The organism is Bacillus amyloliquefaciens DSM 7 = ATCC 23350, assembly GCF_000196735.1.
GTDB classification, from domain to species: Bacteria; Bacillota; Bacilli; order Bacillales; family Bacillaceae; genus Bacillus; species Bacillus amyloliquefaciens.
On record NC_014551.1, the window covers coordinates 1350177 to 1377134 of the forward strand.

At 46.4% G+C, this 26958-nt stretch carries 31 protein-coding genes and 3 pseudogenes; 28 read left to right on the forward strand and 6 right to left on the reverse strand.

What is annotated here, in order from left to right; translation table 11 throughout:
* The 26 genes and pseudogenes from yqbG to BAMF_RS27500 all read left to right on the forward strand — a co-directional run bounded on the left by yqbG (position 1) and on the right by BAMF_RS27500 (position 18841).
* Positions 1-383, forward strand: a pseudogene (gene yqbG, locus BAMF_RS40680) (protein YqbG).
* Positions 380-736 carry a DUF3599 family protein gene (locus BAMF_RS27390; RefSeq protein ID WP_013351946.1) on the forward strand — a complete coding sequence of 119 codons (357 nt, stop codon included), beginning with the start codon at positions 380-382 and terminating at the stop codon, positions 734-736. Before yqbG ends, BAMF_RS27390 begins: the two are co-directional and overlap by 4 nt.
* Positions 733-1236 carry an HK97 gp10 family phage protein gene (locus BAMF_RS27395; protein WP_013351947.1) on the forward strand — a complete coding sequence of 168 codons (504 nt, stop codon included), beginning with the start codon at positions 733-735 and terminating at the stop codon, positions 1234-1236. Before BAMF_RS27390 ends, BAMF_RS27395 begins: the two co-directional genes overlap by 4 nt.
* The gene (locus BAMF_RS27400) at positions 1233-1679 is read left to right on the forward strand and encodes a hypothetical protein (RefSeq protein ID WP_013351948.1); all 447 of its coding nucleotides are present in this window, start codon (positions 1233-1235) and stop codon (positions 1677-1679) included. The genes BAMF_RS27395 and BAMF_RS27400 overlap by 4 nt, the downstream gene beginning before the upstream one ends.
* On the forward strand, positions 1676-1885 hold the full coding sequence (locus BAMF_RS27405; RefSeq protein ID WP_013351949.1) for a hypothetical protein: 210 nt from the start codon (positions 1676-1678) through the stop codon (positions 1883-1885). Before BAMF_RS27400 ends, BAMF_RS27405 begins: the two co-directional genes overlap by 4 nt.
* The gene (locus tag BAMF_RS27410; RefSeq protein ID WP_013351950.1) at positions 1885-3282 is read left to right on the forward strand and encodes a phage tail sheath family protein; all 1398 of its coding nucleotides are present in this window, start codon (positions 1885-1887) and stop codon (positions 3280-3282) included. Before BAMF_RS27405 ends, BAMF_RS27410 begins: the two co-directional genes overlap by 1 nt.
* A 1-nt stretch (position 3283) precedes the next feature.
* Positions 3284-3727: a phage tail tube protein gene (locus BAMF_RS27415; RefSeq protein ID WP_003154837.1), complete on the forward strand. Its 444-nt coding sequence runs from the start codon at positions 3284-3286 to the stop codon at positions 3725-3727.
* Between the two features lie 74 nt (positions 3728-3801).
* Positions 3802-4248 (forward strand): phage tail assembly chaperone, encoded by a 447-nt coding sequence (locus BAMF_RS27420; protein ID WP_003154836.1) that lies wholly within the window; start codon positions 3802-3804, stop codon positions 4246-4248.
* A 41-nt stretch (positions 4249-4289) separates the two neighbouring features.
* Positions 4290-4442 carry a hypothetical protein gene (locus BAMF_RS41230; protein WP_015239684.1) on the forward strand — a complete coding sequence of 51 codons (153 nt, stop codon included), beginning with the start codon at positions 4290-4292 and terminating at the stop codon, positions 4440-4442.
* Positions 4430-5215, forward strand: a pseudogene (locus tag BAMF_RS42215) (transglycosylase SLT domain-containing protein); the annotation flags it as partial. The gene BAMF_RS41230 and the pseudogene BAMF_RS42215, both read left to right, overlap by 13 nt.
* Positions 5216-5771: 556 nt before the next feature.
* Positions 5772-9635, forward strand: coding sequence for a transglycosylase SLT domain-containing protein (locus tag BAMF_RS27430; RefSeq protein WP_463013989.1), 3864 nt, complete (start codon positions 5772-5774; stop codon positions 9633-9635).
* Positions 9628-10287 carry a LysM peptidoglycan-binding domain-containing protein gene (locus BAMF_RS27435; protein ID WP_013351953.1) on the forward strand — a complete coding sequence of 220 codons (660 nt, stop codon included), beginning with the start codon at positions 9628-9630 and terminating at the stop codon, positions 10285-10287. Before BAMF_RS27430 ends, BAMF_RS27435 begins: the two co-directional genes overlap by 8 nt.
* 13 nt (positions 10288-10300) lie before the next feature.
* Complete coding sequence (locus tag BAMF_RS27440) at positions 10301-11278, forward strand: XkdQ/YqbQ family protein (RefSeq protein ID WP_013351954.1); 978 nt, start codon at positions 10301-10303, stop codon at positions 11276-11278.
* The gene (locus tag BAMF_RS27445; RefSeq protein ID WP_013351955.1) at positions 11278-11544 is read left to right on the forward strand and encodes a DUF2577 family protein; all 267 of its coding nucleotides are present in this window, start codon (positions 11278-11280) and stop codon (positions 11542-11544) included. The genes BAMF_RS27440 and BAMF_RS27445 overlap by 1 nt, the downstream gene beginning before the upstream one ends.
* A 149-nt stretch (positions 11545-11693) precedes the next feature.
* The gene (locus tag BAMF_RS27450; RefSeq protein WP_041481725.1) at positions 11694-12119 is read left to right on the forward strand and encodes a DUF2634 domain-containing protein; all 426 of its coding nucleotides are present in this window, start codon (positions 11694-11696) and stop codon (positions 12117-12119) included.
* Positions 12112-13152 (forward strand): baseplate J/gp47 family protein, encoded by a 1041-nt coding sequence (locus BAMF_RS27455; protein WP_013351957.1) that lies wholly within the window; start codon positions 12112-12114, stop codon positions 13150-13152. The genes BAMF_RS27450 and BAMF_RS27455 overlap by 8 nt, the downstream gene beginning before the upstream one ends.
* Complete coding sequence (locus tag BAMF_RS27460; RefSeq protein WP_013351958.1) at positions 13136-13714, forward strand: YmfQ family protein; 579 nt, start codon at positions 13136-13138, stop codon at positions 13712-13714. The genes BAMF_RS27455 and BAMF_RS27460 overlap by 17 nt, the downstream gene beginning before the upstream one ends.
* Positions 13711-13983 carry a hypothetical protein gene (locus BAMF_RS27465; protein ID WP_013351959.1) on the forward strand — a complete coding sequence of 91 codons (273 nt, stop codon included), beginning with the start codon at positions 13711-13713 and terminating at the stop codon, positions 13981-13983. Before BAMF_RS27460 ends, BAMF_RS27465 begins: the two co-directional genes overlap by 4 nt.
* A 2-nt stretch (positions 13984-13985) precedes the next feature.
* A pseudogene (locus BAMF_RS42220) lies at positions 13986-14249 on the forward strand (hypothetical protein); the annotation flags it as partial.
* 165 nt (positions 14250-14414) lie between these two features.
* On the forward strand, positions 14415-15950 hold the full coding sequence (locus BAMF_RS41840) for a hypothetical protein (RefSeq protein ID WP_391485549.1): 1536 nt from the start codon (positions 14415-14417) through the stop codon (positions 15948-15950).
* A 12-nt stretch (positions 15951-15962) separates the two neighbouring features.
* A complete protein-coding gene (locus BAMF_RS27475) occupies positions 15963-16361 on the forward strand; it encodes an XkdW family protein (RefSeq protein WP_013351961.1) in 399 nt (132 codons plus the stop codon).
* Positions 16348-16545, forward strand: coding sequence for an XkdX family protein (locus tag BAMF_RS27480; protein WP_013351962.1), 198 nt, complete (start codon positions 16348-16350; stop codon positions 16543-16545). The genes BAMF_RS27475 and BAMF_RS27480 overlap by 14 nt, the downstream gene beginning before the upstream one ends.
* Positions 16546-16593: 48 nt before the next feature.
* Positions 16594-17355, forward strand: coding sequence for a hypothetical protein (locus tag BAMF_RS27485; RefSeq protein WP_013351963.1), 762 nt, complete (start codon positions 16594-16596; stop codon positions 17353-17355).
* Positions 17356-17408: 53 nt separating this feature from the next.
* Positions 17409-17672 carry a hemolysin XhlA family protein gene (locus BAMF_RS27490; protein ID WP_013351964.1) on the forward strand — a complete coding sequence of 88 codons (264 nt, stop codon included), beginning with the start codon at positions 17409-17411 and terminating at the stop codon, positions 17670-17672.
* A gap of 13 nt (positions 17673-17685) precedes the next feature.
* Entirely contained in the window at positions 17686-17949 is a 264-nt protein-coding gene (locus BAMF_RS27495; protein WP_013351965.1) for a phage holin, read from the forward strand.
* A 13-nt stretch (positions 17950-17962) separates the two neighbouring features.
* Positions 17963-18841 carry an N-acetylmuramoyl-L-alanine amidase gene (locus tag BAMF_RS27500; protein WP_013351966.1) on the forward strand — a complete coding sequence of 293 codons (879 nt, stop codon included), beginning with the start codon at positions 17963-17965 and terminating at the stop codon, positions 18839-18841.
* A 33-nt stretch (positions 18842-18874) separates the two neighbouring features.
* Here BAMF_RS27500 and BAMF_RS41845 read toward each other — a convergent pair whose 3' ends face one another.
* From BAMF_RS41845 to BAMF_RS27525, 6 genes are all read right to left on the reverse strand, one after another.
* Positions 18875-19000 carry a hypothetical protein gene (locus tag BAMF_RS41845; protein WP_003154809.1) on the reverse strand — a complete coding sequence of 42 codons (126 nt, stop codon included), beginning with the start codon at positions 18998-19000 and terminating at the stop codon, positions 18875-18877.
* 96 nt (positions 19001-19096) lie between these two features.
* Positions 19097-19267, reverse strand: a complete 171-nt coding sequence (locus tag BAMF_RS27505; RefSeq protein WP_003154807.1) for a type II toxin-antitoxin system SpoIISB family antitoxin — start codon at positions 19265-19267, stop codon at positions 19097-19099.
* Positions 19267-20013, reverse strand: coding sequence for a type II toxin-antitoxin system SpoIISA family toxin (locus tag BAMF_RS27510; protein ID WP_013351967.1), 747 nt, complete (start codon positions 20011-20013; stop codon positions 19267-19269). The genes BAMF_RS27505 and BAMF_RS27510 overlap by 1 nt, the downstream gene beginning before the upstream one ends.
* Positions 20014-20120: 107 nt before the next feature.
* Positions 20121-21119, reverse strand: coding sequence for an inorganic phosphate transporter (locus BAMF_RS27515; RefSeq protein ID WP_013351968.1), 999 nt, complete (start codon positions 21117-21119; stop codon positions 20121-20123).
* A 12-nt stretch (positions 21120-21131) separates the two neighbouring features.
* Entirely contained in the window at positions 21132-21749 is a 618-nt protein-coding gene (locus tag BAMF_RS27520; RefSeq protein WP_003154804.1) for a DUF47 domain-containing protein, read from the reverse strand.
* Between the two features lie 284 nt (positions 21750-22033).
* Entirely contained in the window at positions 22034-23350 is a 1317-nt protein-coding gene (locus tag BAMF_RS27525) for an APC family permease (protein ID WP_013351969.1), read from the reverse strand.
* A 322-nt stretch (positions 23351-23672) separates the two neighbouring features.
* Here BAMF_RS27525 and BAMF_RS27530 point away from each other — a divergent pair, with 322 nt between their 5' ends.
* A complete protein-coding gene (locus BAMF_RS27530; RefSeq protein ID WP_013351970.1) occupies positions 23673-24623 on the forward strand; it encodes a ring-cleaving dioxygenase in 951 nt (316 codons plus the stop codon).
* 184 nt (positions 24624-24807) lie between these two features.
* Entirely contained in the window at positions 24808-26955 is a 2148-nt protein-coding gene (locus BAMF_RS27535) for a glycosyltransferase family 39 protein (protein WP_013351971.1), read from the forward strand.
* Positions 26956-26958: the final 3 nt, after the last annotated feature.

Below are 26958 nucleotides of genomic sequence, written 5' to 3' on the forward strand. Positions count from 1 at the left end.
ATGTTAATTCAGCCGTCTGACGTTGTTTCATATTCAGTTTATGATCAAGTCAAAAACAGGCCGGACAGCTTCTTATCCAAGACATTCTGGAGGCGGAGGCGGAAGCGGCCAGGCTGGCGGGGCATCCGTTCACTGATCCTGTATACTCACCGCTTCCCGAAAAGATTAAGCTTGCGTTATTAAAGCTTTCTCAATATTTTGCGCTGATCAACCAGAACGAAGCAGCCGCTTCAGCCTATCAATCTGAAAAGATAGGCGACTACTCCTATACGGTGGCCGGTGAAGGCGGAATCCGAAAACCGGCGGTGTACCACCTGCTTTGTGAATATATCGCGCCGGGCTGTACCCCGGCTTCTGCAAGCGCAAAGGTGAGGCCGTTATGAGCTACGAACGGCTGCTTACTGACAGATGCGATATTTATCATGAGAGGGTGTCAGCTCCGAAGGCCGGACGTTTCGGCATTCCCGCTGAAAAGCTCCGGCCTGACTTTTCTTATCCGGAAGTTCCCGATGCTGAAAGAGTGCCGTGCCTGTTTGTTGAAAAACAGCAGCAGCTTATTCAGCTTGAGCCTGATCATAAGGTATATCAGCGGTATCTCGTTCATTTTCCGAAAGAGACAGTTTTGCGCGTCAATGACAAAATCGTTTGGGAAGATCAGGCGTATATTCTGGAAATGCCGAAGAAAGCAAGACAGCACCATTGGGAGGCCATCGCTGTGAGAGATGACAGACTATGAGCATAAAAAGCCTTGAAAAATGGAATCGGTCGCTGCTGAAGGCATCATCCGGCGAGTTTACCCGTCAGGCCAGCGGATGGCTGGAACAATCAGGAGAGGATTTTCTCGATCTGGTACGGGAGGAGCTTATTCATTCGGGAGGGATCGATACAGAAAACCTGCTGTCTTCTTTCCGAAAAGGAGCGCGGGATCATGTGTGGATCATTGAAAACGGGGGACTGACTCTTGAAATCGGCACCAATGTAGAGTATGCCTCATTCATAAATGACGGACATTGGACCGTCTCAGAAGAAAATGTCAGATGGGTGCCGGGGTATTTTCAAGGCTCCCGGTTCATATATGATCCGTCAGCTTCAACCGGAATGGCGCTCAAAAAACAGTGGATCAGCGGGAATGGGTTTTGGGACAAAGCCCTTCTTTTATATGAAACAATCTTCGCAAGGTCGCTGGACAAGCGCTTCAGCAAGTGGCTTAACACGTTGGGGGGAGATATCGGATGAATCGCGAAACCGGTTCAATCGCCGCATTTTTATATCATCAGTGCGGCGTGCCCGTATATGAAAATGAACTGCCTGAACAATTTCAGGTGCCGTCACTTTACATCCCGCCCCCTTTTGTTTTTGACGAGAATGACACAGTCACTACCTTTAAGAAAACATACAGTCTGAATGTGAAGCTGTTCCATGCCGACTCGGTGCAGGCGCTCGATGAAGCAGACCGGATTGCTGATGCGGTGAGAGAATCTAGACAGATGATTCCGCTGCTTACTGAATCAGGGGAGGATACCGGTGATTTCATCCGCATCAGCCGTATCGAAACGAGAGTCGGAGACAAAGGCGAGGCAGTGATTACAATCCGCTGGACGAGCCGCTACTATTATAAGAAACAAACATTTCCCGCACTTCGGGGTGTGGACATTAACAGCGGGGTGAAACAAAAGTGAAACAACATAAAAAGAAGAACGCCGCCACGGCAGAAAGAGCGGTTCTTTATGACACGGCGGATTTAACAAAGCACGCAAAGGAGCTTTTCGGCGTAAAACCTGAAATTCTCCAGGGTGCTTTATTCGGCGTGAAGCAGAAACAAATGACAAAAGCGCAAGCCCAGACATACATTCAAGCATTTTTAACCAAGGAGGTCATGCAATAATGAACGGCGGAACATTTACGCAAGGAAAAGAAAAAGAACGTGCCGGGATCTATTTTAACTTTAAAACAACCGCTCAGGAGCGGGTATCGATCGGTGAGCGGGGGATTGTCGCCCTTCCCGTCGCATCCAACTGGGGTGAAGCGAAAACATTCGTCTCCATTTCAAGCATTGAAGATTTGAATAAAAAAGTGGGGCTCAGTATTGAAGACCCGTCACTGATTCTGCTGCGCGAGGCGAAGAAGAAAGCAAAAACCGTTTTGATGTACCGTCTGACAGAGGGACTCAGAGCGAGCGCCGATCTTTCGCAAGGTGTAAAAGCAACCGCTCTGTACGGCGGTTCAAAAGGAAATGACATCATCATCCGCATCAGTGAAAACGTCCTTGATCAGACCGCTTTCGATGTGACCACATACATGGATGAAGCGGAAGTTGACAAACAAACGGTGAAAAAAGCCGAAGAATTAAAAGCAAACGGCTATGTCACATTCACGGGAACAGGCGAGCTGTCGGTTTCCATCCCGCTGACAGGCACTGAGGAAGAGTCCGGGGTAACATTAAACCCGCAGGCGGGCATCCGACTTGCAGGCGGAACCGATAAAGCGCCAGCCAACTCAGACTATATTGATTTTTTAGCTGCGGCTGAAACGGAGAATTTCGATGTGATCGCTCTTCCTGTCGCGGATAACGAGCAGCTGAAAGCGACATTTGCCGCATTCATTAAACGCCTTCGCGATGCGCAGGGACAAAAAGTGCAAGGGGTGACCGCCCATTACAGCGGGGATTATGAAGGCATTATCAATGTTACTGAGGGCGTCCTGCTGGAAGACGGAACCGAGATTAAAGCTGAAGAAGCGACCGCTTGGGTGGCAGGTGCTAGTGCCGCCGCTGCATTTAATCAGTCCCTCACATTTGTTGAATACGAAGGCGCAGTCGACGTGCTGCATCGCCTGACTCATGATGAAGTGATCGAACGTCTTGCCAAAGGTGAATTCCTTTTCTCCTATGACGCCCGTGATAAATCAGTCAGCGTTGAAAAAGATATCAACTCATTGGTGACATTTACGGCAGAGAAAAACAAAAAGTTCGCGAAAAACAAAATCGTCCGCGTGCTTGATGCGGTGAATAACGATTTGACACGTGAACTGAAAGCCTTAATTAAATCGAAAAAAGGCACGGGCAGCGATCTGCCTGCGACAAACGATGGCCTTCAATTCGTCAAAACGATGATCATTCAATATTTGACAACACTTCAGGATGCGGGCGGCATTGCAAACTTTGATTCAGATACTGATATCACAATCGGCCTGAATGAAGACCGCGACGGTTTTTTAATTGATCTCGCCGTACAGCCTGTGGATGCAGCGGAAAAATTCTACTTTAACGTGGAGGTAAACTAAGATGGCATTAAAAGCGCAAAACACCATTTCAGGAAAAGAAGGACGTTTATTTCTCGATGGGGAAGAGATGGCGCATATTAAAACCTTTGAAGCAAACGTGGAAAAAAACAAATCGGAAGTAAACATCATGGGCCGCCGCATGACGGGACATAAAACGACAGGCGCCAACGGAACGGGCACGGCAACGTTCTATAAAGTCACATCCAAATTTGCCGTGCTTATGATGGATTACGTCAAAAAAGGCAGCGACCCGTATTTTACGCTTCAAGCCGTTCTTGACGACAAATCATCAGGCCGCGGAACAGAACGCGTCACCCTGTATGACGTCAACTTTGATTCCGCTAAAATCGCCGGACTGGACGTAGACTCAGAGGCGCTCGAAGAAGAAGTGCCGTTTACCTTTGAAGATTTCGATGTGCCGGAAAAGCTTTCTGAAACGTTTTAATCAAGATCGTTATGAGTGACACAGGCCTTTTACAGGCCTGTTTTTAATAAAAAAAGAGTAAGGGAGTTTTCATCATGAGCGAAAAAAACGAACAAGTATATGATCTGTCATTCTTTATGCCGGGAAAAACAGTCGAGGCTGAGGAGATTCGGGTTCCGCTTTCAAAGCGTTTTGTCGATAAAAAAGGAAACATCGTGCCTTTTATTTTTAAAGCAATTACGACGGAGCGCATTGATGAACTGGAGAAGGAAAGCACGACCTATAAAAATGTGAAAGGCAGAGGCCGGGTCAAAGACTTAGACAGCCAGCGCTTCTATGCACGGATCGCAGTTGAATCTACAATTTACCCTGATTTCCGGTCTAAGGAGCTCCGCGATGCCTACAAAACGGCAGATCCGGTCGAGGTGGCAAAACGCGTTCTTTCAGTCGGCGGTGAATATGCAAATTGGCTGAATAAAGCGATTGAGATCAACGGATTTGAAGATGAATTAGAAGACCTGGAGCAAGAAGCAAAAAACTGATAAAAGATGGGAATAAGGAAGCCGTGTATCTTTATTACGCGATGCACGAGCTTCATTATTCTCCATCAGAACTGAAAGAGTTATATGAAGCACCGAGACATTTTAAGGCGCTGCTGTACGGTTTAATCGGTTACAAGCTGGACATTCTTGAAAAACAAGCGAAGAAAGGGGGAGCGACATCATGGCAAAGCTGACCGCCCGTTTTGAATTGGAAGACCGGGTGTCGAAGAAAATAAGGAAAATCCAAAATGGCTTCAGAGCGCTTGAGAAATACAGGAAAATGACAAAACGCCAAAGTGAAATTGATATACGCAAAGAGAGTAAATCTGTTTTAAGAACAATTGACCGCATTCAGCGCTCTATGAAAAGAAAGCTGGGCGCACAAATGATCTCTATTTCAGCTGAAGACGGAGCCAGTGCCGTCATTAAAAAAGTGCAAGTCCGATCAGCGGGTCTGCCTGCGTCTTTAACCATTAAAATAGAAGCAAAAGATAGCGCGACAGCGGCATTTGAGAGATTGCGGAATCTGGCCGCCGGTTTCAAAGGATTTTCCGTTTCACTGTATGCGTCAGACGAAGTAACACCTGCCATGGAACGTATCAAACGCTATATGCAGTCTGCGTTAAAGAACGGGTACTCTGTCACTATACGCGTCATAGATCACGTCATGAAAACAGTCGGCCGAATCTCAGCGGGCATTGATTCACTGACGGGAAAAAACAATGTCATTCAATTATCGTTAAATGAAAAGGTGGCAGCACAGCTGGCTGCATTGCAAAAGAATATGCCGGACTTCGGAAAAGCACCTGCATCTGCTGCTCCTGCTTCGCCGAAAAACGATTTTTCAATGCTTGATTCCATTGCAGACACCTTCATGAAAAAAGTCAATGACATCGCATCCAAGTTCTATCCGGAAACGATTATAGCGGAATTGGACAAATTCGCCGCAAACTTTATGAAAAAAGCGGACGAAATCGCAAGCAAATTCAGTCCGGAAACAATTTTAACAGAGCTGGATAAATTCACGACCTCATTCATGGGGAAAGTGGAACGAGATCGCAAGCAAATTCAGCCCGGAAACGATATTAACAGAGCTGGATAAATTCACGACCTCATTCATGGGGAAAGTGGATGAAATCGCGAGCAAATTCAGCCCGGAAACGATATTAGCAGAACTGGATAAGTTTACAACCTCATTCATGGGGAAAGTGGACGAGATCGCAAGCAAATTCAGCCCGGAAACGATATTAACAGAACTCGATAAGTTCACAACCTCATTCATGGGGAAAGTGGACGAGATCGCAAGCAAATTCAGCCCAGAAACGATATTAACAGAACTGGATAAATTCACGACCTCTTTCATGGGGAAAGTGGATGAGATCGCGAGCAAATTCAGCCCGGAAACGATATTAGCAGAACTGGATAAGTTCACAACCTCATTCATGGGGAAAGTGGACGAAATCGCAAGCAAATTCAGCCCGGAAACGATATTAGCAGAACTGGATAAGTTCACAACCTCATTCATGGGGAAAGTGGACGAAATCGCAAGCAAATTCAGCCCAGAAACGATATTAACCGAACTGGACAAGTTCACAACCTCATTCATGGGAAAAGTAGATGAAATCGCAAGTAAATTCAGTCCCGAAGCGATATTAGGCGAACTGGACAAGTTCACAACCTCATTCATGGGGAAAGTGGATGAAATCGCAAGCAAGTTCAGTCCGGAAACGATATTAACAGAGTTGGACAAATTCGCTGATTCATTTATGAAAAAGATAGACGGGATTGTTAGTAAATTCAGTCCCGAAGCGATATTGAAAGAGCTGGATAAATTCGCTGATTCATTTATGAAAAAGATAGACGGGATCGTGAGTAAATTCAGTCCCGAAACAATATTGAAAGAACTGGACAAATTCACTGATTCGTTTATGAAAAAGGTAGATGACCTTGTCAGCAAATTCAGTCCTGAAGCGATATTGAAAGAGCTTGATCATTTTACTGATTCGTTTATGAAGAAAGTCGACGACGTTGTCGGTAAATTCAGTCCTGATAAGCTAATCGACCGCGCCGAACAATTTGTAAATGACACGATCGACCGAATTTCTGAGAAATTCGATTTTCTCAATCCGGATAAGATTCTGGAAAAAGTAGATCAGTTTACATCCTCACTGTTTGGAGGCATTGATAAAAAGTTCGGCAAGTTCAGTCCTGATGCGATCATCGAAAAAGCTGAGGCATTTGTTGATAAAATAGTCGGGAAAATTGCAAAGAAATTTGAAAAATTCAGCCCGGATAAAATCATCGAAAAAGCCGGCGAATTGATCGAAAAAATAATATCAGGTATTGCTGAAAAATTAGGAAAACTCAATATCGGCGGATTATTAGGAGGCGGCACGAAAAAAGAAAAGAGTAAGGGAAGCATTTCTGCCGGCGGCTCCAACGGCCCGAAGCGTCCTGATCTGACAAAGGGTTCCCAGCGCACGGCAACAGCACCTAGATCTTCAGGAAAGTCAGCCAAAAAAACCGGCGGGGCTTTTGGGGGATGCTGCTGTTGTACTGGAGTGACGAGGGGCAAAAGCAGTAAAGTCGAAGAGCGGAATAAATCTTCAAAAAAAGGCTCATCCGTAAATGAAAGCAAACACGCATCTGTAAACACGCCGAAAGCAAAAGGGGCAGGTAAAGGAATCGGCGCCCTTTTGAAAGACTTAGGAGGTTCTAAGGCGCTTAAAGGCGGTATGAAAGGGTTAAAAGGTGCAGCTAAAGGAATTCCCGGCATAGGTGAATTGTTATCACTTACTGATTTAGTCGGCATTAATAAAGATAATGCAGGAGAGAAGGTCGGCTCAGCCGGAGGCGGTCTTGCCGGGGCCGCGGCCGGAGCGGCAATCGGCAGTGTTGTTCCCGGAGTGGGGACATTGATTGGCGGCGCGGTAGGCGGCATCGCCGGAAGTTTAGGCGGTTCCAGCTTAGGAGAGGCCTTTGATTCAGGGGCTTTGAAAGACACGTGGAATGATATATCCAAAGCAGCACAAAGTGCTTGGACAACGATACAAGATACTTGGGGAAGCGTTTCATCCTGGTTTATGGAAAATGTATGGACTCCGGTATCAACGGCTGTAGTCGGAGCGGCGACAAGCATCTGGTCAAATATCGTGAATGCGTGGACGACGATTCAAGGTGTCTTCAGCATAGTTTCATCCTGGTTTATGGAAAATGTATGGACTCCGGTTTCGACGGCTGTAGTCGGCGTGGCGACAAGCATCTGGTCAAATATCGTGAATGCGTGGACAACGATTCAAGGTGTCTTCAGCACAGTTTCATCCTGGTTTATGAGCACCGTCTGGGAGCCTGTAAAATCGGCTGTAGTCGGCGTGGCCTCTTCTATCTGGGGAAATATCACGGGAGCCTGGGATAAAATTAAGTCTGTTTTCAGTACGGTTTCCGGCTGGTTCATAGATACTGTCTGGAACCCGGTGAAGGACATGGTGAAAAATGTCGGCAAAGGAATATCAGACGCTTTCCAGACTGCTTTAGATACGGTAAAGGATATATGGAAAGGGTTAAGCGGCTGGTTTGAGAAAAACATAAAGGAACCTCTCGTAAAGGTAGGTACAGCCATATCAGATGCTTTTTCCGCAGCATTTGACTGGGTGAAAAAGATTTGGGATAAAACCGGCGGCGGCATGATCTCAGGCGTAATGAACTTTATCACAGGCGGCGGAGATAAAAAGAAAAAACCGGACAAACACGCTACAGGCGGCTACATTACAAAACCGACCATTTCCTGGATCGGTGAAGCCGGTAAAGAATTTGTCATTCCCGTTGACAACAACCGAGGCCGCGGGAAGATGCTGCTTTCACAGGCTGCGTCTAAGCTCGGCATGCGTGTTGTCGATGATATGGGCGCGGCTTCGGCTCAGTCTTCCGCTGCGCCCGCAGGAGCTGGCGGAGTTTCATCTTCGGCGTCTGTATCGGCCGCCGCGTCTGTGGATGCTTCCGGACTTGGCGGGACGGCTTCATCACTCGGAAAACAGTTTACAGCAGGCTTTGACAGCGGGATCAGCAAAAATGCGGTGGATATGGACGGCTGGAAAGAGAAGAATATCGGAACGCCGTTCAATGCTCTGATTTCTTCTTCACCCGATTACGGAAAGCAAGTCGTTACAGGATATGCTAAAGGACAAAATGCGGCGCAGACGGGAACCGATGCGTTTTTACAATCGAAAGTCAAAACGCCTTATCAATCTGCGGTCAATCAATCATCCTCTTGGGGCATCGGAACGGTCAAAGGATTTTCGGCCGGACAAAATGCGAAAGATACAGGAACGGCGCAATATGTGAGCACACATGTAGATAAGCCGTTTCTGCAATCGAGAGATTCTGCAAACGGATGGGGGTCAGGCTTAGTCGGCAGCTTCGTATCCGGCATGAATTCTAAAGGAAGCGAAGTCAAACAGGCAGCGAAAGATATGGCCAAAAAGGTTGAGGAGGCTTTCCGGGAAGAACTTGATATCCATTCTCCTTCCCGCGTCATGATGAGTCTCGGCCGCTTTGCTTCAGTCGGTGTCGTAAAGGGACTTGGTTCTGTTGATGTGAAAAAATACGCCGAAAAACAAGCAGGCTCGCTTGCGGCCGCTTTTTCAGGCATGGGCGCTGCCGGTGGAAACGTCAAGGAGTGGCTTTTGGCTGCAATGAGCGCTACACATACGCCATTAAGCTGGCTTCCGGGATTAATGACCATCGCTCAAAATGAATCCGGCGGCAATCCGAACGCCATTAACTTATGGGACAGCAATGCAAAAGCCGGCCACCCGTCACAGGGGCTCATGCAGACGATCCCGAGCACCTTTGAATCATTTAAAGCGCCGGGAATGAATAATATCAAAAACCCAATCCACAACGCCGCTGCCGCTATCGGCTATATTAAAAGCAGATACGGCTCGATCAACAATGTGCCCGGGATAAAGAGTATGGCCCGCGGCGGCCCTTACGTCGGTTATGCCAATGGCGGTCTCATTACCAAAGAGCAGATCGCCCGTGTCGGCGAAGGGAACAAACGGGAATGGATCATCCCTGAAGAGCGGGGCATCCGCGGCCGTTACCTGCTTCAACAAGCGGCTCAAGCGCTCGGCATGGAAGTGTCCGACCCGACACAGACGGAACCCGCGGCACTTTCAGCCGGCACGGTTTCCGCAGCCGTTAAAGGCGGCGGCCAAACCATTCAAAAAACGGGAACAAAAGAAATCAAAATCGAATTCAGCGGTGATCAGCATTTTCATAACGGACAGGACGCTGACACTCTCACCGCCAAAATCAAGCAGGCGCTGATTGATGAACTGCAAAAAGATATTTATACCGGAGCAAAGGGGGCCGTTGCTTTTGACTAAATCTGTTTATGAATTTTGGCTGTCTCAGGGGAAGGACAAGCTCCGGCTTCCCGTTCTCCCTGAAGCGATTGATATCGCAAACAGCGTGCAGAATGATTCCGTGAAAGTCACCGGACTTGGAGAGGTGACGTTTATCGAAGAACCGGGGGCGAAAGAAATTTCGTTCTCTTCTTTTTTTCCGAAGCGATACAGCCCGATTGCCGAATATCAAAGTATTCCTTCGCCGGAAAAAGCCATTTCAGAAATTGAAACATGGATGAAAGCGAAAAAACCCGTTCAGTTTTTGATTACAGGAACAACAATCAATGTCACATGCAGCATTGAAAGCTTCAATTACAGCGAAGGTGACAATGAAATCGGCGACCGGAATTTTGACATCGTACTGAAAGAATATAAAACCGCTTCGCCAAGAAAAATCAAACAAAAGAAAAAAACGAAAGCGAAGCGCCCGTCCAAAGCCTCGCCCAAAACGTATACCGTGAAAAAGGGGGACACGCTTTGGGACATCGCCGGCAGGTTTTACGGAAACCATACAGAGTGGCGGAAAATCTGGAATGCGAATAAAACGGCCATGATAAAGCGCAGCAAACGGAATATCCGGCAGCCGGGACATTGGATCTTCCCGGGGCAGAAGCTGAAGATACCGCAATGAAACGGGTGAAAAGATGATTGAACTATTTGTCATAAAAGAAACGGAGTGGCTCGAGCTTGTAACAGAAAGCGTATCGCTGGAAGGCCACAGATATCAGGCGCCCCGCTCCATCGAAGCGACGATTGTCGTAAAGCAGGGCAGCCAGACGTATTACAGCGTGTCAGAGGGGGATACGGTTTTGTTCAAATGGGATGGAAAAGAACTGTTCCGCGGCATTGTCTTTGCAAGAACGCCGGATGAACATACCGTCGCCTTCACCGCATATGATATGCTCCAATATCTTGTGAAAAACCAGGATGTATACGTGTTTTCCAACCAGCGCGCCGATCAAATATTAAAAAGGATTGCCAGCGATTTTCAAATTCCCGTCACATCCATTGCCAATACAGGCCATACCATTAAATCACTCGTTTTTAAAAATGATACAAGCCTTTACGATATGATGTTAAAAGCGTTAAAGCAGACAAAAAGCCAGACGGGCCGCAATTATCAGCTCTATTCAGAAAAAGGCAGGCTCGGCTTGCGTGAATGGCCGGAGCCGTCTGACATATGGGTGCTGGAAACAGGCGTTAATATTACGGGGTATCAGTACAGCACCTCGATCGATGATACCGCAACCCGCGTCGTCATGCGGCTGCAAAAAGACAATAAAACGGTGAAGGCTACCGCCGCAGACAGCGCAGGCATGAAAACATTCGGCGTTTTGCAGTATACGGAAACGGTTTCTGATGATATTAACGAAGCCCAGCTGAAACAGCGCGCAAAAGTGAAGCAGGCTGAGAAAAAAGGCGTTAAGAAAGAGCTGAAAAATATACAGGCGATCGGTATTCCGGGGTTGGAAAGCGGATTGCCGGTGTATATCTCAATTCCGGAAATCGGATTGAAGAAAACCTATTACGTGGATACGGACCGCCATGAATTCCAAGGAACAAAACATACCATGACGATTGATGTCACAGAGAAAAACTCACTTCCGGAGGGAACATCCTGATGAGATTAAGCGATGCCATTAAACATTTAGCCGTCGGGGCGGTTGACGCCGAAGCGCCGGTGGAGCTGATGCCGGCTGAAGTGACCTCCGTTTCGCCGCTTGAGCTGAAGCTGAAAGATCACGATAAATTGTTGATTCCGTCTGATGCCCTCATTGTGCCGAAGCGGCTGAAGTCCGGGGGAGATGATCAGCTCCAGGCAGGAGACCGGGTGATGACCGCTGCATTAACAGGCGGACAGTCCTTCTTTGTGCTGGACAAAATTTAACCGCATTCCTGTATGATGAATGTCGGGAACGTGAAATGTTATCCGTTCCGCATGAGAGATCCGGATGGAAATGGAATAGAGAGAGAGGAAGCCGCTTCAGTCGCTGAAGAGGGCTTTTTTTAATGAACAATCAAAAAGGAGCGGGTGCAATGGCCCTGACACCGGAAATCGAATTTGAAGATTTGGAGGATGCGAGTGATGCCATTGAAACGTCACAAACCTACCGAATTGATTTTGAAAACAACAGGATTACCAATGAACTGATAAACGGACTGGACGCAATCAGACAATTTGTCTATATCGCTCTTCACACAGAACGGTATTCATACTCGGTTTTCAGTCATGATATCGGAAATGAACTGCAGGAAGTGCTTTCGGATCAGAACACGACGGATACTTACAAAAAAATGGAGATTCCAAGACTGATAGAAGAAGCCTTGCTGTATGATGACCGTATTTTGGCCGTAACCAATTTTGAGATTGAGAAAAAAGATGATGCCTTCATCGTCTCTTTTACCGTTGAAGCCGATGAGGGCATGCTTGAGATTGAGGAGGTGCTGGGTGAGCATGTTTGAAGCTCAGACATTTGACAACATTATGGACAGAATGCTGGAGAAAATCACGGCAGATATTGATACGAGAGAAGGCAGCGTCATTTACAATGCGCTCGCGCCTGCGGCCGCTGAGCTGGCAAAGTCTTATATTTGGCTTGATACCGTGCTGGAGCTTGTTTTTTCCGATACGGCTCAGGGCGAATTTCTGGACAGGCGGGCTGCTGAAGCGGGAATTGACGCTGCCACAAAAGCGGTCAGAGCCGGAGAATTCACACCGGGAATCACCATTCCGCCAGGCTCCCGATTCTTCGTCGATAACCTGTATTTTCAATATACGGAGGATGGAACGCTTGAATGTGAAACGGCCGGTGATGCGGGCAATGCCGGCATTACAGGTCAAAACCTGCTGCCTCTTGATACGATTCCCGGGCTTGAGAAGGCTGTCATGCGCGATATTTTAATTCCCGGCCGTGAGGAAGAAGACGACAACAGTTTAAGAGCGCGTTATTTTACCCGTGTCCGCCGGGAGGCAGTCAGCGCGAATAAACTGCATTATAAACAGTGGGCCGAAGAAGTTGACGGTGTCGGCAGGGCGAAAATCTTCCCGCTATGGAACGGAGACGGAACGGTGAAGGTTGTTATCACAAACGCGAATTTGGAACCGGCATCAGATATTCTGATCAAGAAAGTAAAGGATTATATTGATCCGGATGAAGGACAGGGAGAAGGCCAGGCGCCGATCGGAGCCGCAGTAACGGTGGAAAGCGCGGTATGGAAAGAGATCGAAATTTCCGCTTCCGTGCTGCCTGAGCTGAACAGCTCGATCGATGACGTAAAAGCGGAGATTGAAAAAGGCGTCCTGAATTTATTTAAAAAAATTGCCTTCGAAGAAAACACCGTCCGTTTATCACAAATTAACAACATTGTTTATAACTCGGCATCCGTCAGTGACTACGCCGATATCAAAATGAACGGTGCGGCGGAAAATCTTGTGCTCAGTGACGTGGAAATTCCTACCCTCAAACAGGTGATCATTCTTGAGCAGACTCGATGAGATGACGGCGTACCTCCCGCCTTTTTTAACCCGGCTAAAAGAGATGGCGGAAGTGCTTCAGGCGGAAGCCCCTGAGTTTGAGCGGCAGAATAACGATATTTTCGATTTGACAGATCAGCTCTTTATTACGACGGCGACGTGGGGGCTTGACCGCTGGGAAAAAATATTGAAAATACCGCGTGAATCAGGTGATACGGAGGACATGAGACGGCTCAGGCTGATCTCGAAGATGTCGAATATACCGCCCATCACGCATCAAGCGATCGAACAGGCGTTAAACCGTTTTTTAAAACATCCATCTGCTTACGTTCGGATGTTCCCGGGGGAATATCGTTTTTATGCCGATATGGAGCTTGATGATCTGCAGCACATGAACGAGCTGATTGAAACACTTGAAAAGATCAAACCCGCTCATTTGGCGTATATACTGAGAGCCGCATTAAACGAAACACTGGAAATCAAAGACCGGGTCATTCTCAACGATCGGAGATACCGAAAAGTCAGTGAACTGAAGGTCGGTTATTCCGTCACACTCAATAATAACGAGGTGGTCTTACCATGATATCAGCCGCATACAGACAGCGTGCCGCAGCCGATCTGAAAAACAGGATCACAAAAGTGCTGTTAAACGGCAAAGAAACACCGATTGCGGACATTTCTGTAAAAGAAGCCGCAGTCACTGTTCTCACACGCAGGGAAGAAGGCATCAAACATATTGAAACCGTGCAGATGCTTGACGAAACAGGAAGCGTCATCACAGAACGAAAAACAAATTTGGATCTCAGCAATAACAGAACGCTGGATTTAAGATTTACCTTTGAGGTGGTGTAACGATGGCTTACGAAGAAAAAACAGACTGGCTTCCGGACGATCCGATTAATGAAGACGACGTCAACCGCTGGGAAAAAGGCATAAAAAACGCCCACAAGGATCTGGCGGCCCATAAAAACGACATGAACAACCCGCACAAAACGACAAAGGCGCAAATCGGCCTCGGAAACGTGGACAACATCCAGCAGGCAGCAAAAAAAGATTTCGACCAGCACAATCAAGATCAGGACCGGCATGTGACGAAAGAAGAGCGCCAGAAGTGGGATAACGGGCAATTAACAAAGCTGACTGATGATTCCGGGAAATATTTAGCCGAGATACAAGATGGTCTGGATTTTCATCAGGTTGTAGACAAGCTTAATCAATCTTTCTTCTTTTACACAAATAACACGGGAGTTAATACTCCGCCGCTTTCCTCCAGAGGCCTATATATCGGAGTCAAGTCTGATGGTGAGGCTCTGGCAATGGATTATGAAGGAGGCACATGGAGAAAAACCCTTAAAGCTTCCGTCTGGACTGATTGGGTGCAATTAGAAACTTCAGAAGGCGCTCAAAAAAAAGTCGATGCCCACGCAAAGCAGACTGATACCCATGTAACGAAAGCTGATAAGGATAGATGGAATGCCGGACAGCTTTTTAAAATTACCGCCGATAATGGCACGCAAAAAATCAATTTAACTTCCGGCACGTTTTATGACTCGTTAAAAGACGTTGGTTCTGTAACTTTTTACGGTACCAATGCAGTAACAGATAACCCGTCAGATACAAGCTTACGCGGCATGCAGTTAGTGGGACAGCCTGGAATAGGTAATGGTTATGCTGTAGACGTGAAGGGGAACGCATGGTGGTTTTACTATAACTCTAATCAAACAGCAATCAATTGGTATCCGATCGAATCTGTGGCAGGCGCGCAGTCAAAGGTCGACGCACATGCTAATAAAACAGATATTCACGTAACAAAATCTGATAAGGACAAATGGAATAATGCACAGTTAAATAAAATTTCGAATGATGACGGCCAGCCGTTATTTAATGTCACAACTGATCTTCATGCTGAATTGTTAAAATATCCTTCATTGACCTATTTCTCATATGAAAAAACAGCGGCGAACACCCCGCCTGCAGGCGGACGTGGATTCTGGACATGCAGCGTTGGAAAGTCATATGGTCATGTTCTTGCCATGACAAATGACAACAGAACATTTCGTAAGTCATTGGCAAATAACATTTGGAGTGATTGGATTGAGTTGGACAGTACAGAAGCTGCACAGAAGCTAGTAGACGCTCATGCTAATATGAAAGACATACATGTCACACAGGCTGATAAAAATATGTGGAACGGCGCACAGCTTTCGAAAATAACAAGCGATAACGGCAGCTATCTTCTTGCGATTGGTGATGAAGATAACTTTCTTGAAAAAATCGTTAAAAACGGAAGGGCGTTCGGCACCTTTTATTCAACCGGAAAAGCAGCAAACAGTCCGAGCAATGCTTCGACCCGCGGCATGTTTCATTTTACCTCTCTTGACAGTGAGGGAAAGGGAACATTTGGGTATGTCATTGCCGTCGATTATAAAAATAATATGTTCACGAACTATTTGGATTTGAACTTGGGCTGGCAGGGCTGGCGGCGGATCGTTACCGAACTTGATACTGAAAACGTCCCTTGGATAAATGTTCCTTATAAAAATGGCGCTAAGTCAGGAGACAGGCCGCTTCAATATCGCAAAGTGGGAAACACTCTTCATTTGAACGGTCACGTTCTTACTGACAGAGAAGTGGTGTTCGGGAGTGTGCCGTCTTCTTGTGCGCCGGCCAAAGGCGTTGTGACTATGGTCGCAGCCAGCGGAACCACCGGTTACAGTAAGATTATTATTTATTCTAATGGCGATTTGAAGCTGACGGGAATAATGGCCAATATTGAAGTTAACGGCTACTACATTGATCTTGTTGTGGCCCTCACGTAAAGGAGCGAGAATATGAAATTAATATTTCCGTATGGCAATGACAATATTTATACAGGCAGCCCGGTTGAGCTTTATCCGGATTCTGAGACAGGAGATTATATAATGCCGGCTAACGCTGCGGACTTTCCGCCGGAAATAAACGGCGAAGGTATGTGGCGCCCATTTTTTGATGAAGAAAAACAAGAATGGGTGGAAACGGCTGATGAAGCATATAAAAACAGCTTAAAAAAGGATATGGCCCCCGATTCAAATTCATTAAACCAGCTTGCAGGCCTTGGCGCGCTGCTAGCGAATGAGAAATTGATCAGAAAAGCAGCTGAACAAGCGCAGCAGTCACTCGGCGTGCAAATAGCATCTTTAAAACTGGAACTCTTAAACTTAAAAGGAGAATCAAAAAATGAAAAAACTTAACTTTTGGGTTTACGCTTTGTTTTATAAGTGGGCCTCAACAGAAATGGTAAAACAGGCTATGGGCTATAATGACTGTTCTGCCGAAGATCTGGCTGAAGGGGTGGCCGCGCACTATATCACGCCTGAGGAATTTCAAGAAATAACGGGTGAAACATACGAAAATTATAAAAATGTTATGTCATAAGCCAAACGGCTTTTTTTATTTGTCGTTTTTAAAAAAGGAGGATGGCCGATGAAAAAGCATTCATTTGAATTTCCCGCTGATCAACTTGGCAGGCCAGGCGCCGTAAAAGCTTATCGCGGTAACAAAAACGATTATGTCACACCAGTTGCTGATTTGTCTGGAATGGCAGAGCTTCTTACCAACACACCGCTGCAAGCGATTGAAGTCTACAGCCAATTCGGACAAGACCGTTTAGGAGCCGTTTTAATAGACAGAGCACAGGGGTGGGCTTACTCGGATCGCAGCGGAACACTTTTTATCGAAGAGAGTGAGGATAACAATTCGTGGACTGCTTCACACTCTGTCGCAGTCAAAGGCGGAGTGCTGACTGCTTCGGGCTGGGTTTGCCTGACAAAAAGATATTACCGATTCCGTTTTGAAAATGGAGACAAAAAGCAGTCCGAATTTGTTTTATACCAATCTGTGGGCACGGGTGGTGCCGCGGCGTCTTCGTATACAGACGTCATTTTTCATGAAGATGCAGCAGAAACGGGCGAGGGCATCATCTTTAAAGCGGGCACTTGGAAAAAACTTCTCGTCGAAATCACCGGCACCGCCGAGTCAAGCCAAGTCGCGTTTTGGGGGAGATCCATCTCGGGGAAAAATGTGCCGATCAGAGGAATCAGATCTGACGACGGGACATCAGCAGCCGGCACGTCAGGCACAGAAGAAGTGTGGACTTTTGATATTGCCGGCTTTAAAGAAATCGTCATGGAAATCAAGAGCATTTCCGGCGGAAGCCTTTCTGTCAAAGGCACGGCATTTTCTTAAAAGAATCAAGCTTCCGAAGGGAGGTGAGAACAATGTAAGAGGAGGGAGCTGAAGTGCTTCTGGATGAACAAACGGTGCAAAAAGAATTCGCAGGCATCAAAGGTGAACAAAAGGTGCTTGAACAGCGGGTAGCCGCTTTAGAGCGGGTATCAGACCGGCAGGATCAGCAAATCATGACGCTGAATGAAAAGCTGAACAAAATTGAAGAAAATACAACATGGATTAAGCGGACCATTACAGGAGCCATCGTGACAGCAATCTGCACGGGCGTCATTGGGGGAGCCATCGCCATCATGTACAATCTGCTGCAAAAGTAAGGGGGAAACAAATATGAAATTCGCGGACAAAGGCACGGTCGTCAGGACGGTGCTTCTTTTGCTTGCTTTATTGAACCAAACACTGCTGATGTTTGGCAAATCGCCGCTGGATATTCAGGAGGATCAGGTCAATCAGCTTGCGGATACACTGTATGCCGCCGGCTCGGCCGTTTTTACGATCGCAACGACTGCGGCCGCCTGGTTTAAAAACAATTACGTTACAGCAAAAGGGAAAAAACAGCAGGCTTTATTAAAAATAAACAATTTATCGAAATAGGAGAGATGAAAACATGGTGAAAATCACACAGGATTTCATTCCAGAGGGAAACAATAACCGCCCAGGCTATGCAATGACACCGATTTACATTACGGTGCATAATACGGCCAATACCGCAGCCGGCGCAAATGCCAAAAGTCACGCGAGCTATGTGAAAAATCCCGATACGCCGACAAGCTGGCATTTCACAGTCGATGATACGGAAATTTATCAGCATCTTCCGCTGAACGAAAACGGCTGGCATGCCGGGGACGGAAACGGGGACGGCAATCGAAAATCCATCGGTATTGAAATTTGTGAAAATTCAGATGGGAACTTTTCACAGGCTGTAGCAAACGCCCAATGGCTCATCCGCACATTAATGACATCGCACGGCATCCCGCTTGCGAATGTCGTCGAGCACAAGCATTGGTCAGGAAAGCTTTGCCCGAGAAGACTGTTGGATACATGGGACGAGTTTAAAGCGGGAATCGGTTCTGAGAATAGACAGACGTATACTGTCCAAAAAGGAGATACGCTGTCGGCAATCGCACGAAAATTCGGCGTCAGTGTGGCCGATCTGCAAAAATGGAATAACATCGCTGATCCGAACTTGATTAAAGTCGGACAAGTGCTGATTGTCAGCCCGCCTGTTGAGGGATTGTATCCTCTTCCGGATGAGGTGATTCAGCTGACAGAGCCGTACACATCCGGTGAAAAGGTATACCAGGTGCAAAACGCGCTCGCCGCGCTTTATTTTTATCCTGAAAAAGGAGCTGCCAATAACGGCATTGACGGCATCTACGGACCGAAAACCGCAAATGCCGTTGCCCGCTTTCAATCTGTATACGGACTGCCGTCAGACGGCATCTACGGCCCCGCAGTAAAAGCGAAAATTTTGCAGCAGCTTTAAGAAAAAAAGGCTGAGTCCCGAACATCCCGGGATTCAGCCTTTCTTCTTTTTTAATCGGTTTAATAGCCCGAGATTCCTCGCCCGCATCCTCAGCGAATAAGCGGAAAGCCCGAACCGTCCGTAATCCACAAACTTTACGCGCCTTACAATTTTCTTCACATCATCACCTGTCGCATCTCTTTGTTGGTATTATTATATGAAATATAAGGGAAAAAGGAATAAGGACAAGAGCCGTGTCTCCTGTCCTTAGTGTAATCAAGCTTTTTTTTGTTTATACTTGTCAATCAGCCGCTCATTTTCTTTGAAAATTCTGGCGGTGTGAGGGCTGACCTGGTAACTTGCGATACTTGTCATTGAGCGTTTTTTAAACATTTTGAACGGTTTCGCTCTTTGTTCCGGCTGCCCGTTTTGAAACGCCTGCTCCATTATCCGTCACCTTCCTCTTCTATTGGCAGCATTAAATCATAAATGCTCGTTAGCGATGTGAAAAGCAAATAATCGAATTCCGTCAACAGGTTTTCTGACGTGAGTTTGATCACATACTGGCGGTTCTGGACTGTAAACGGAATAAGCACAAGCCTTCCTTTTTGATCATAGTAGACGTCTTTCCGGTTAAGGCGGGACTGAACGTCTGCCGCATCAGGCATATGCTCTGTCAAGCGGTCCTTATCCGATTGTGCGGAATAGTCGCACAATGAAGCCGTGACATTCATTTTTTCTGCATAAGCGGCCAGCAGTCTGCTGATGCCTTCTGCATAAGCTTCTGTACTTCCATAATATACATGGATCGGTTCATTTTTCAACAGATATTGATAGGTTTTCAGTTTTTCAAGATAGGAGTGAAGCATTTCGTTATTTTCTTCCAATATTTCCCTCGTATCCGTCTCTAATTCATTGCCGGCGAGCTTTTTGATATACGCGCTCAAAAAGATAAACGCATCAATAAGGGCAAAGCAGACGGCAACAATCAAGTATTGCCTCCATGCGGCAAAGAGCGATTCGGGATCATATGTCCAATAGACCATGGCGCCTACTACAAATAGTAAATACCACGTTTTACGGATGGCAAACATTTTTTCTTTTACCTTTGCCTCATACCGCCAGGATGCATACACATATAAAATGAGTGCGGCCGCCATCGTCCACACCATGATTTGATAAAACAAAAGCATGAGCATCCCTCACAATTCGAAAAATGGTCTGCTATGTTCATTCTATGCTGTGGCATCATTTTCCTGTCACAAAAAAAACCGCTCCTGTAAAGAAGCGGATGCTGTAATCAGAAAAAGAGATCTAAGATAAAAAAGGCGATGGCGCCGAGTGTACCTGAAATCGGCAGGGTGATGACCCATGTAATGAGCATCCGTTTAGCCGTGCCCCAGTTTACGCCTTTTACGCGGTGGGAAGCGCCCACACCGAGAATGGAAGACGAGATGACGTGTGTCGTGCTGACAGGGAGATGGATAAACGTGGCCCCGAAAATAATGGCTGCGCCGGTTAAGTCGGCAGATACGCCGTTTACCGGACGGATTTTCATAATTTTTCCGCCGACGGTTTTAATGATTTTCCAGCCGCCGATGGATGTACCGAGACCCATTGCCAGAGCACAGGAGAGCTGCACCCAAAAAGGAATCGCATCACTTTTATGTAAATTGGCCGTCATAAGCGCCATCGTAATGATACCCATCGCTTTTTGCGCGTCGTTTGTTCCGTGTGTATAGGACTGAATGGCAGCAGTCAAAATCTGCACTCTGCGGAAGCGTTTATTTGTTTTCGCCAAATTGCTGTCTTTGAAAATCAGCTTCACGATCGAATATACGATAAAGCCGAGAACAAAGGCGATGATCGGTGAAAAAATAAGCGCTTCGATAATTTTAATAAACCCTTTATAATTCAGCGATGCAAAACCTGACGCTGCAATGGCCGCGCCGGCGATCGCTCCGATAATCGCATGTGAAGAGCTGCTCGGAATACCGAAGTACCATGTGATCAAGTTCCAGGCGATTGCGGCGATCAAAGCCGCCAGAATGACAACCGACCCGTTGTCTAATGTATAGGGATTCACAATATCTTTCGTAATGGTTTTCGCAACACCGGTAAATGTCATCGCTCCGAGAAAGTTCATGATGGCCGCCATGATAATCGCGTGCCGCGGCTTCAGCGCTTTTGTCGAAACTGAGGTGGCAATTGCGTTTGCAGTATCGTGAAATCCGTTGATGAAGTCAAATACCAAAGCGCATATGACAATTAATATCGTTAAAAGTAATAGAGTATCCATTATAACCCCTCGTTACGCGTTTTTCATAATGATGGTTTCAAGGTTATTGGCAACACTTTGGCAAGAGTCGGCAATTTCCTCAAGCGTTTCGTAAATCTCACGGTACTGAATCACTTTAATCGGATCGGTTTCTGTGCCGAACAGATTTTTTAATGATTTACGGTGCAGGTTATCACAGCTGTGCTCGTATTCCTTAATTTTAATGGCGTGAGGGTGAATGTCCTTTAATCGGTTTTCTGCAAGCAGTTCAATCGTGATTAAAATTTCTTTCGCGCACTCTCTGATGTATCCGCTGAACTTATCGATATGTTCGTCAGAAGAGGTGATCGAGAAAATTTCCATCATCGCTGAAAAATGTTCGATTCCGTCAAGCACGTCATCGAGGCTGTTTGTCAGCTCAAGGATGTCTTCACGTTCAATGGGAGTGATAAAAGCTTTGTTCAGCTCTTTGATCATGACATGAACATGATTATCTCCTTTTGTTTCAAACTCTTTTAACGTATCGGCAAATTCCTTTAAAGTCGTCTGGTTCGTCACTTTAAAGTTGACAAAATATTCTGCGGTTTCGTCTATGTTTTTTGCAATTTCTGTTAAAAGGAGTGAGAACTTATCTTTTTTTCTTTTTATCATTAAAAACCCTCCATTGTTTGAATGAGACAATGCACACATCAAATTATTATATAGCCTTTTGTCGAAAAAAAACAGATAAAGTCGAAAAAAACGCCTCTTGATTTTTTCGTAAAAACGTGTCTCATCCTGTTTTTCTTATGTTACCCACTTCGCCAAAAAAACGTAACATACTTCGAATTCAGACATCTTGCCTAAAAAGTATAACAAAAGATGTGAATTTGCTGTCAACTTTTACACGTGATTTTGCCGAAAAAAAACGGTTCCCGTAAAAGGAACCGTTTTTGTCAGTTTTTTCTATTGTTTTTCAGCCAAAAATAAAGCGGTAACCCGGCGAGGCCGATCAAGATCGACAGCCCGCAGCTCAGTGTATCTGTAATGATCGTGCTGATCAGTACAAACAGTGAACCCGCAATGGCCAAAACCGGAATGATCGGATACAGGGGCACGCTGTAGGCGCGCGGTTTTCCGCCGCTTTTTTTTCTGAGGATAAACACGGCGAAAAAGGCCATGACGTAAAAAATATAAATCATGAAAATAGAGATTTCAGACAGCTTATCGGGATTGCTGGCGATCATAAAAATGATGGCCAGCGCGATCTGAAATGACACGGCAATCCACGGAGTGCGAAATGTCGGATGCACTCGTGAAATCTGTCCGGCAAACGGAAGCTGTTTCCGTTCCGCCATTGCAAATGAGACACGCGGAAAAGCGAGAATCTTTCCGTTTAAACAGCCGAAGATGCTGACGATAATCCCGACGCTGATCAATTTCCCACCGATGTCGCCAAACAGCATTCCGGCAGCGGTGCCGGTCGCATTTTCACCGAGTTTCACAATATCGGTCGCGGGAAGAATGTGCAGCAGGGCAAAGTTAATGAAAAGATAAATAGCGGTGACGACCAACAGTCCGCCTGTCATCGCTTTCGGGAGCAGCTTTTCCGGATTTTTCATTTCCCCGCCGAGAGCCGCAAGAAGAATCCAGCCGTCATAGGCAAACAAAGTAGCCAGTATGGCAGCGCCGAAATTCATTTCCGACATGCTGCTTGTGACGGTTGTAAAAATATGCTGATCGCCTTTCCAAAGGCCGAACACAATCATGCAGATAATCGGAATTAATTTGCCGACAGTCGTAATTCCCTGAACGATGCCGCCGTATTTCGTTCCGATAATATTAATGATGCTTAAAAACAAAACGGCTGAAATCCCGATCAGTTTAGACCAGCCGGAATCCCAATTGAACAGATGGGCCATCAAGGAGCCGAAATACAAACCGATTGCTCCGATAATGGCGGGGCCGTAAATAATAATTTGAACCCAGCCGCACAAAAAGCCCCAAAATTCACCGTACACTTCTTCAAGATATGTATAAAGTCCGCCCGTTTTCGGAATCTGAGTGCCGATTTCCGCAACGGTCAAGCCGCCGGCAAGCGTCAAAATGCCTCCTAACAGCCACGCGATAAGCGCGGTTTTCGCATCACCGGAGTAGGCAAGCACGGCGCCGGGTTTCATAAATACGCCGGAACCGATGATGGTGCCGATAACAAGTGAGAGGGCGATGGTAAGGCCGATCTCTTTTTTTAGTCCGTTTTCTTCAATCTGCATATCCTTTCCCTCCAGATGTAAAATCGTCATGCTGAAAAAACTATTTTACATATTGTAAACCCTAATTGCTGAAACACGAATAAAATAAATTTTCTAATTTTAGTGTTTTTACCTGAAAAAGCAAGGTTTCTGCTTTTGAGAAGGAAAATATCCCGTTTTAAAAGCGAACATTAACGGATTTGTAACAACTATAGTTCGTTATTTTGAGGGGGCAATCTGCTGACCGTCTGAGAAGCAGATGTATTGACTTTATGATCCGGATAACATAAATTGTATATAGAAAATATCTCGAAATCGAGATAATTGACTGGAGGATAACATAATGAAAGTTAACGGAATACACCATGTATCAGCATTGACAGCTGATGCACAGAAAAATTTAGATTTCTATCGGAATATTCTAGGGCTGAAGCTTGTGAAAAAATCCGTAAATCAGGATGAACCGACAATGTACCACTTGTTTTACGGTGATGAAACAGCCAATCCGGGATCTGAACTGACGTTTTTTGAAATCCCGCGGATTGCGCCGTTTCATGCGGGGACAAACAGTATTTCTTCGATCGGCCTGCGTGTCCCGGATACGCAAGCACTGCAATATTGGAAAAAACGATTTGAAGAGCATCAGGTCGCTCATGGTGACATCCGGAAGACAGCGGGCAGAGACACACTCGCTTTTCAGGATCATGAAGGACAGCGGCTTGTGCTGACGGCTGACGAAAAAGGAAAAGATATCGGTGAAGCGGTGAAGCAAAGCGGCATTCCGGAAGAATATTCTTTCCGCGGTCTTGGTCCCGTTGAATTAACCGTCCCGTATGCAGAGGCGACGCTGCGTGTGTTAACCGATGTGCTGGGCTTTACTGAAATCGGAAAAGAAACGCATGAAGACCGGGGCACTGTTACGGTGCTGGAATCCGGAAACGGAGGTGCGCGTACAGAAGTTCATCTGATTGAAAGAAACGACCTTCCGCGCGAGCGTCCGGGAAAAGGCAGCGTGCATCATGTGGCCTTCCGCGTTCAGAATGAGGAGGAGCTTGCTTTATGGCACCGCATAATCACGAAAGAAGGCTTCACCAACTCGGGCATTGTAGAGCGTTATTATTTCAAAGCGCTGTACTTCCGGGAACCGAACGGAATTCTGTTTGAATTGTCAACGGACGGTCCGGGATTTATGGTCGATGAAAAACCTGAGGAGCTCGGCAAAACAGTTGCGCTCCCGCCTTATCTCGAACACCGCCGTTCTGAAATAGAAGCGCGGCTGAAACCGATTCAGTAAATCAGAAATAAAGACAGATGCCTCCCGGCTTGACGGGGGCATCTTTTTTTTGCTTTTTTACCCGTTTTGTCATTCTTTTTACCTATTTGTAAACGGCAAAATAATTGTCTTTGTTTATTAATAAATTTTTCATATTTGGTTGTTACACTTGTTCAAAGTTAAAACAAAAGGAGTGAAAACACAGGTGAACATGAAAAAACGCGAGATAGACGCAGTCTTCATTCTCATTTTACTCGTTTCCGCATTCTTGAATATGTATAACATCTGGAATGACGATACGGTGAATCCATATTACACCGCGGCGGTAACGAGTATGCTTCAAAGCTTTCATAATTTCTTTTACGCTTCATTTGACGCAGCCGGGTTTATCACGGTGGATAAACCGCCTGTTACATACCAGATTCAAACGATCAGCGCGCTGATATTCGGTATGCACGGGTGGAGTGTCATCCTGCCTCAGGCATTGGCGGGTGTAGGCTCAGTTCTCTTTATGTATTTATTAATAAAGCCGACGTTCGGAAAAACGGCGGCGCGCATCGCCTCATTTGTCATGGCATGTACGCCGATCGCTGTAGCAGTCGCACGGACGAACAATGTTGATGCTTTACTGGTATTTTTCCTGTTGTTCGCCACATGGCTTCTCTTTAAAGCGATTCGAAAAGGCAGACTGATTTGGCTTCTGGCGGCGTTTTTTGTCGTCGGAGTAGGCTTTAATACAAAAATGCTTCAGGCTTATATGATTTTACCGGCCTTCTTGCTGTTCTATATGATTGCGGCAAACACGACCATTAAGAAAAAAATCATTTCATTGGTAAGCGCGCTGGCCGTATTAGCAGCCGTTTCATTGTCGTGGCCTCTCATTGTTGACAATATCCCGGCCGGCAAAAGGCCATATGTCGGAAGCAGCCAGACCAACTCCGTATTGGAATTGGCTTTCGGATATAACGGGATTCAGCGGCTGACAGGCCAAAATTCAGGCGGCGGCCAGGGCGGGCCGGACGGAAACGCTTCAAAAGGGATATCTTCTTCCGCCGGTTCTTCACGAATGCAAGCACCGCCCGGTCAGTCTTCAAGCAGCAGTTCATCAAGTGAAGGCAAATCACAAAACGGCAGCATGACGGCGCCTCCGTCTAACGGACAAATGCCAAGCGGAGGCGAAATGCCAGGCAGCGGTCAAGGAGGTCCTCCTAGCAGCGGAGGAAAAGGCGGTACAGGCACCGGCTCGAAAATGCAATCAGGTTCAGGAATGTTCGGGACAGGAACCCCTGGTCCGCTGCGGCTTTTCCAAACGGAATTATCTGATCAGATCAGCTGGCTCTTGCCGTTTGCGATTTTTGGAATGGCCGGTTTATTGATCGCCGGGGCGAGAGAAAGAAGAAGATTGTCAGAAGAACAGAAGGAAACGATTTTTTGGGCAGCATGGCTTGTGCCGATTGCCGGATTCTTCAGTGTGGCGGAATTTTTCCACCATTATTATCTCATTATGCTGGCGCCTCCGATTGCGGCACTTACCGGCGCGGGGTGGGTCGCCCTTGTTCATCTGTACCGCAAGCAGGCGGGATGGAAAACTTGGCTTCTGCCGGCAGCCATTCTTGCGACAACCGGATTTGAGCTGTTTATACTCAGAAACTACATTGATCAAATCGGTGCAGGCTGGAGCATCGGTATAGGCGTGATCGGCGCTGCGGCTGCAATCGCTCTGTTCGTGTTCAAACAGCGCCAAAAACCGCTCAGTTCTTATATTTCACTTGCAGCCCTTCTCGTCTTGCTGGTAATGCCGATTTATTGGGCGAGCACACCGCTTCTGTACGGAGGCAACAGCTCATTGCCTGAAACAGGCCCTCAGCTCGCCTCAACAAGCAAAAAAGGCATGGGGATGAATAACGCATCTGTAAATGAAAAACTGATCAACTATTTAGAGAAACATAACGCCGGAGCGGACTATCTGTTTGCAACAACCGATTCCAACACAGCGGCGCCTTACATTATAAAAACGAAAAAAGCCGTCATGGCGATCGGCGGATTCAGCGGATCTGACCCGGCCATCACGCTGACTCAATTTAAAAAGCTCGTAAAAGAAGGGAAAGTAAAATACTTCTTAACATCCGGAATGGGCAAAGGCGGAAACAATGATATTGTGCAATGGGTTGAGAAAAACGGCAAGAAAGTATCTTCAGATAAATGGCAATCAAGCAATGATCAGAAAACGAAAAATAATGATGCAGCTGATACTGAAACCAGTAAGGATTCAAGTGAAAACAACCGGATGGGCGGCGGCCCAGGCGGAATGAATCAGTCAGCCTCATTATACGAACTGCAATCTGATGAATAGGAG

Excerpts from the sequence above, each read along its gene's own strand:
- BAMF_RS27525 (WP_013351969.1), bottom strand. The coding sequence starts at position 23,350 with ATGCAGATTGAAGAAAACGGACTAAAAAAAGAGATCGGCCTTACCATC.
- BAMF_RS27390 (WP_013351946.1), top strand. The coding sequence starts at position 380 with ATGAGCTACGAACGGCTGCTTACTGACAGATGCGATATTTATCATGAG.
- BAMF_RS27400 (WP_013351948.1), top strand. The coding sequence starts at position 1,233 with ATGAATCGCGAAACCGGTTCAATCGCCGCATTTTTATATCATCAGTGC.
- BAMF_RS27520 (WP_003154804.1), bottom strand. The coding sequence starts at position 21,749 with ATGATAAAAAGAAAAAAAGATAAGTTCTCACTCCTTTTAACAGAAATT.
- BAMF_RS41230 (WP_015239684.1), top strand. The coding sequence starts at position 4,290 with ATGCACGAGCTTCATTATTCTCCATCAGAACTGAAAGAGTTATATGAA.
- BAMF_RS27485 (WP_013351963.1), top strand. The coding sequence starts at position 16,594 with ATGAAAAAGCATTCATTTGAATTTCCCGCTGATCAACTTGGCAGGCCA.
- BAMF_RS27530 (WP_013351970.1), top strand. The coding sequence starts at position 23,673 with ATGAAAGTTAACGGAATACACCATGTATCAGCATTGACAGCTGATGCA.
- BAMF_RS27495 (WP_013351965.1), top strand. The coding sequence starts at position 17,686 with ATGAAATTCGCGGACAAAGGCACGGTCGTCAGGACGGTGCTTCTTTTG.
- BAMF_RS27395 (WP_013351947.1), top strand. The coding sequence starts at position 733 with ATGAGCATAAAAAGCCTTGAAAAATGGAATCGGTCGCTGCTGAAGGCA.
- BAMF_RS27455 (WP_013351957.1), top strand. The coding sequence starts at position 12,112 with ATGTTTGAAGCTCAGACATTTGACAACATTATGGACAGAATGCTGGAG.
- BAMF_RS27430 (WP_463013989.1), top strand. The coding sequence starts at position 5,772 with ATGGGGAAAGTGGACGAAATCGCAAGCAAATTCAGCCCAGAAACGATA.
- BAMF_RS27450 (WP_041481725.1), top strand. The coding sequence starts at position 11,694 with ATGGCCCTGACACCGGAAATCGAATTTGAAGATTTGGAGGATGCGAGT.
- BAMF_RS27500 (WP_013351966.1), top strand. The coding sequence starts at position 17,963 with ATGGTGAAAATCACACAGGATTTCATTCCAGAGGGAAACAATAACCGC.
- BAMF_RS27420 (WP_003154836.1), top strand. The coding sequence starts at position 3,802 with ATGAGCGAAAAAAACGAACAAGTATATGATCTGTCATTCTTTATGCCG.
- BAMF_RS27510 (WP_013351967.1), bottom strand. The coding sequence starts at position 20,013 with ATGCTTTTGTTTTATCAAATCATGGTGTGGACGATGGCGGCCGCACTC.
- BAMF_RS27415 (WP_003154837.1), top strand. The coding sequence starts at position 3,284 with ATGGCATTAAAAGCGCAAAACACCATTTCAGGAAAAGAAGGACGTTTA.
- BAMF_RS27515 (WP_013351968.1), bottom strand. The coding sequence starts at position 21,119 with ATGGATACTCTATTACTTTTAACGATATTAATTGTCATATGCGCTTTG.
- BAMF_RS27505 (WP_003154807.1), bottom strand. The coding sequence starts at position 19,267 with ATGGAGCAGGCGTTTCAAAACGGGCAGCCGGAACAAAGAGCGAAACCG.
- BAMF_RS27465 (WP_013351959.1), top strand. The coding sequence starts at position 13,711 with ATGATATCAGCCGCATACAGACAGCGTGCCGCAGCCGATCTGAAAAAC.
- BAMF_RS27480 (WP_013351962.1), top strand. The coding sequence starts at position 16,348 with ATGAAAAAACTTAACTTTTGGGTTTACGCTTTGTTTTATAAGTGGGCC.
- BAMF_RS27475 (WP_013351961.1), top strand. The coding sequence starts at position 15,963 with ATGAAATTAATATTTCCGTATGGCAATGACAATATTTATACAGGCAGC.
- BAMF_RS27410 (WP_013351950.1), top strand. The coding sequence starts at position 1,885 with ATGAACGGCGGAACATTTACGCAAGGAAAAGAAAAAGAACGTGCCGGG.
- BAMF_RS27445 (WP_013351955.1), top strand. The coding sequence starts at position 11,278 with ATGAGATTAAGCGATGCCATTAAACATTTAGCCGTCGGGGCGGTTGAC.
- BAMF_RS27440 (WP_013351954.1), top strand. The coding sequence starts at position 10,301 with ATGATTGAACTATTTGTCATAAAAGAAACGGAGTGGCTCGAGCTTGTA.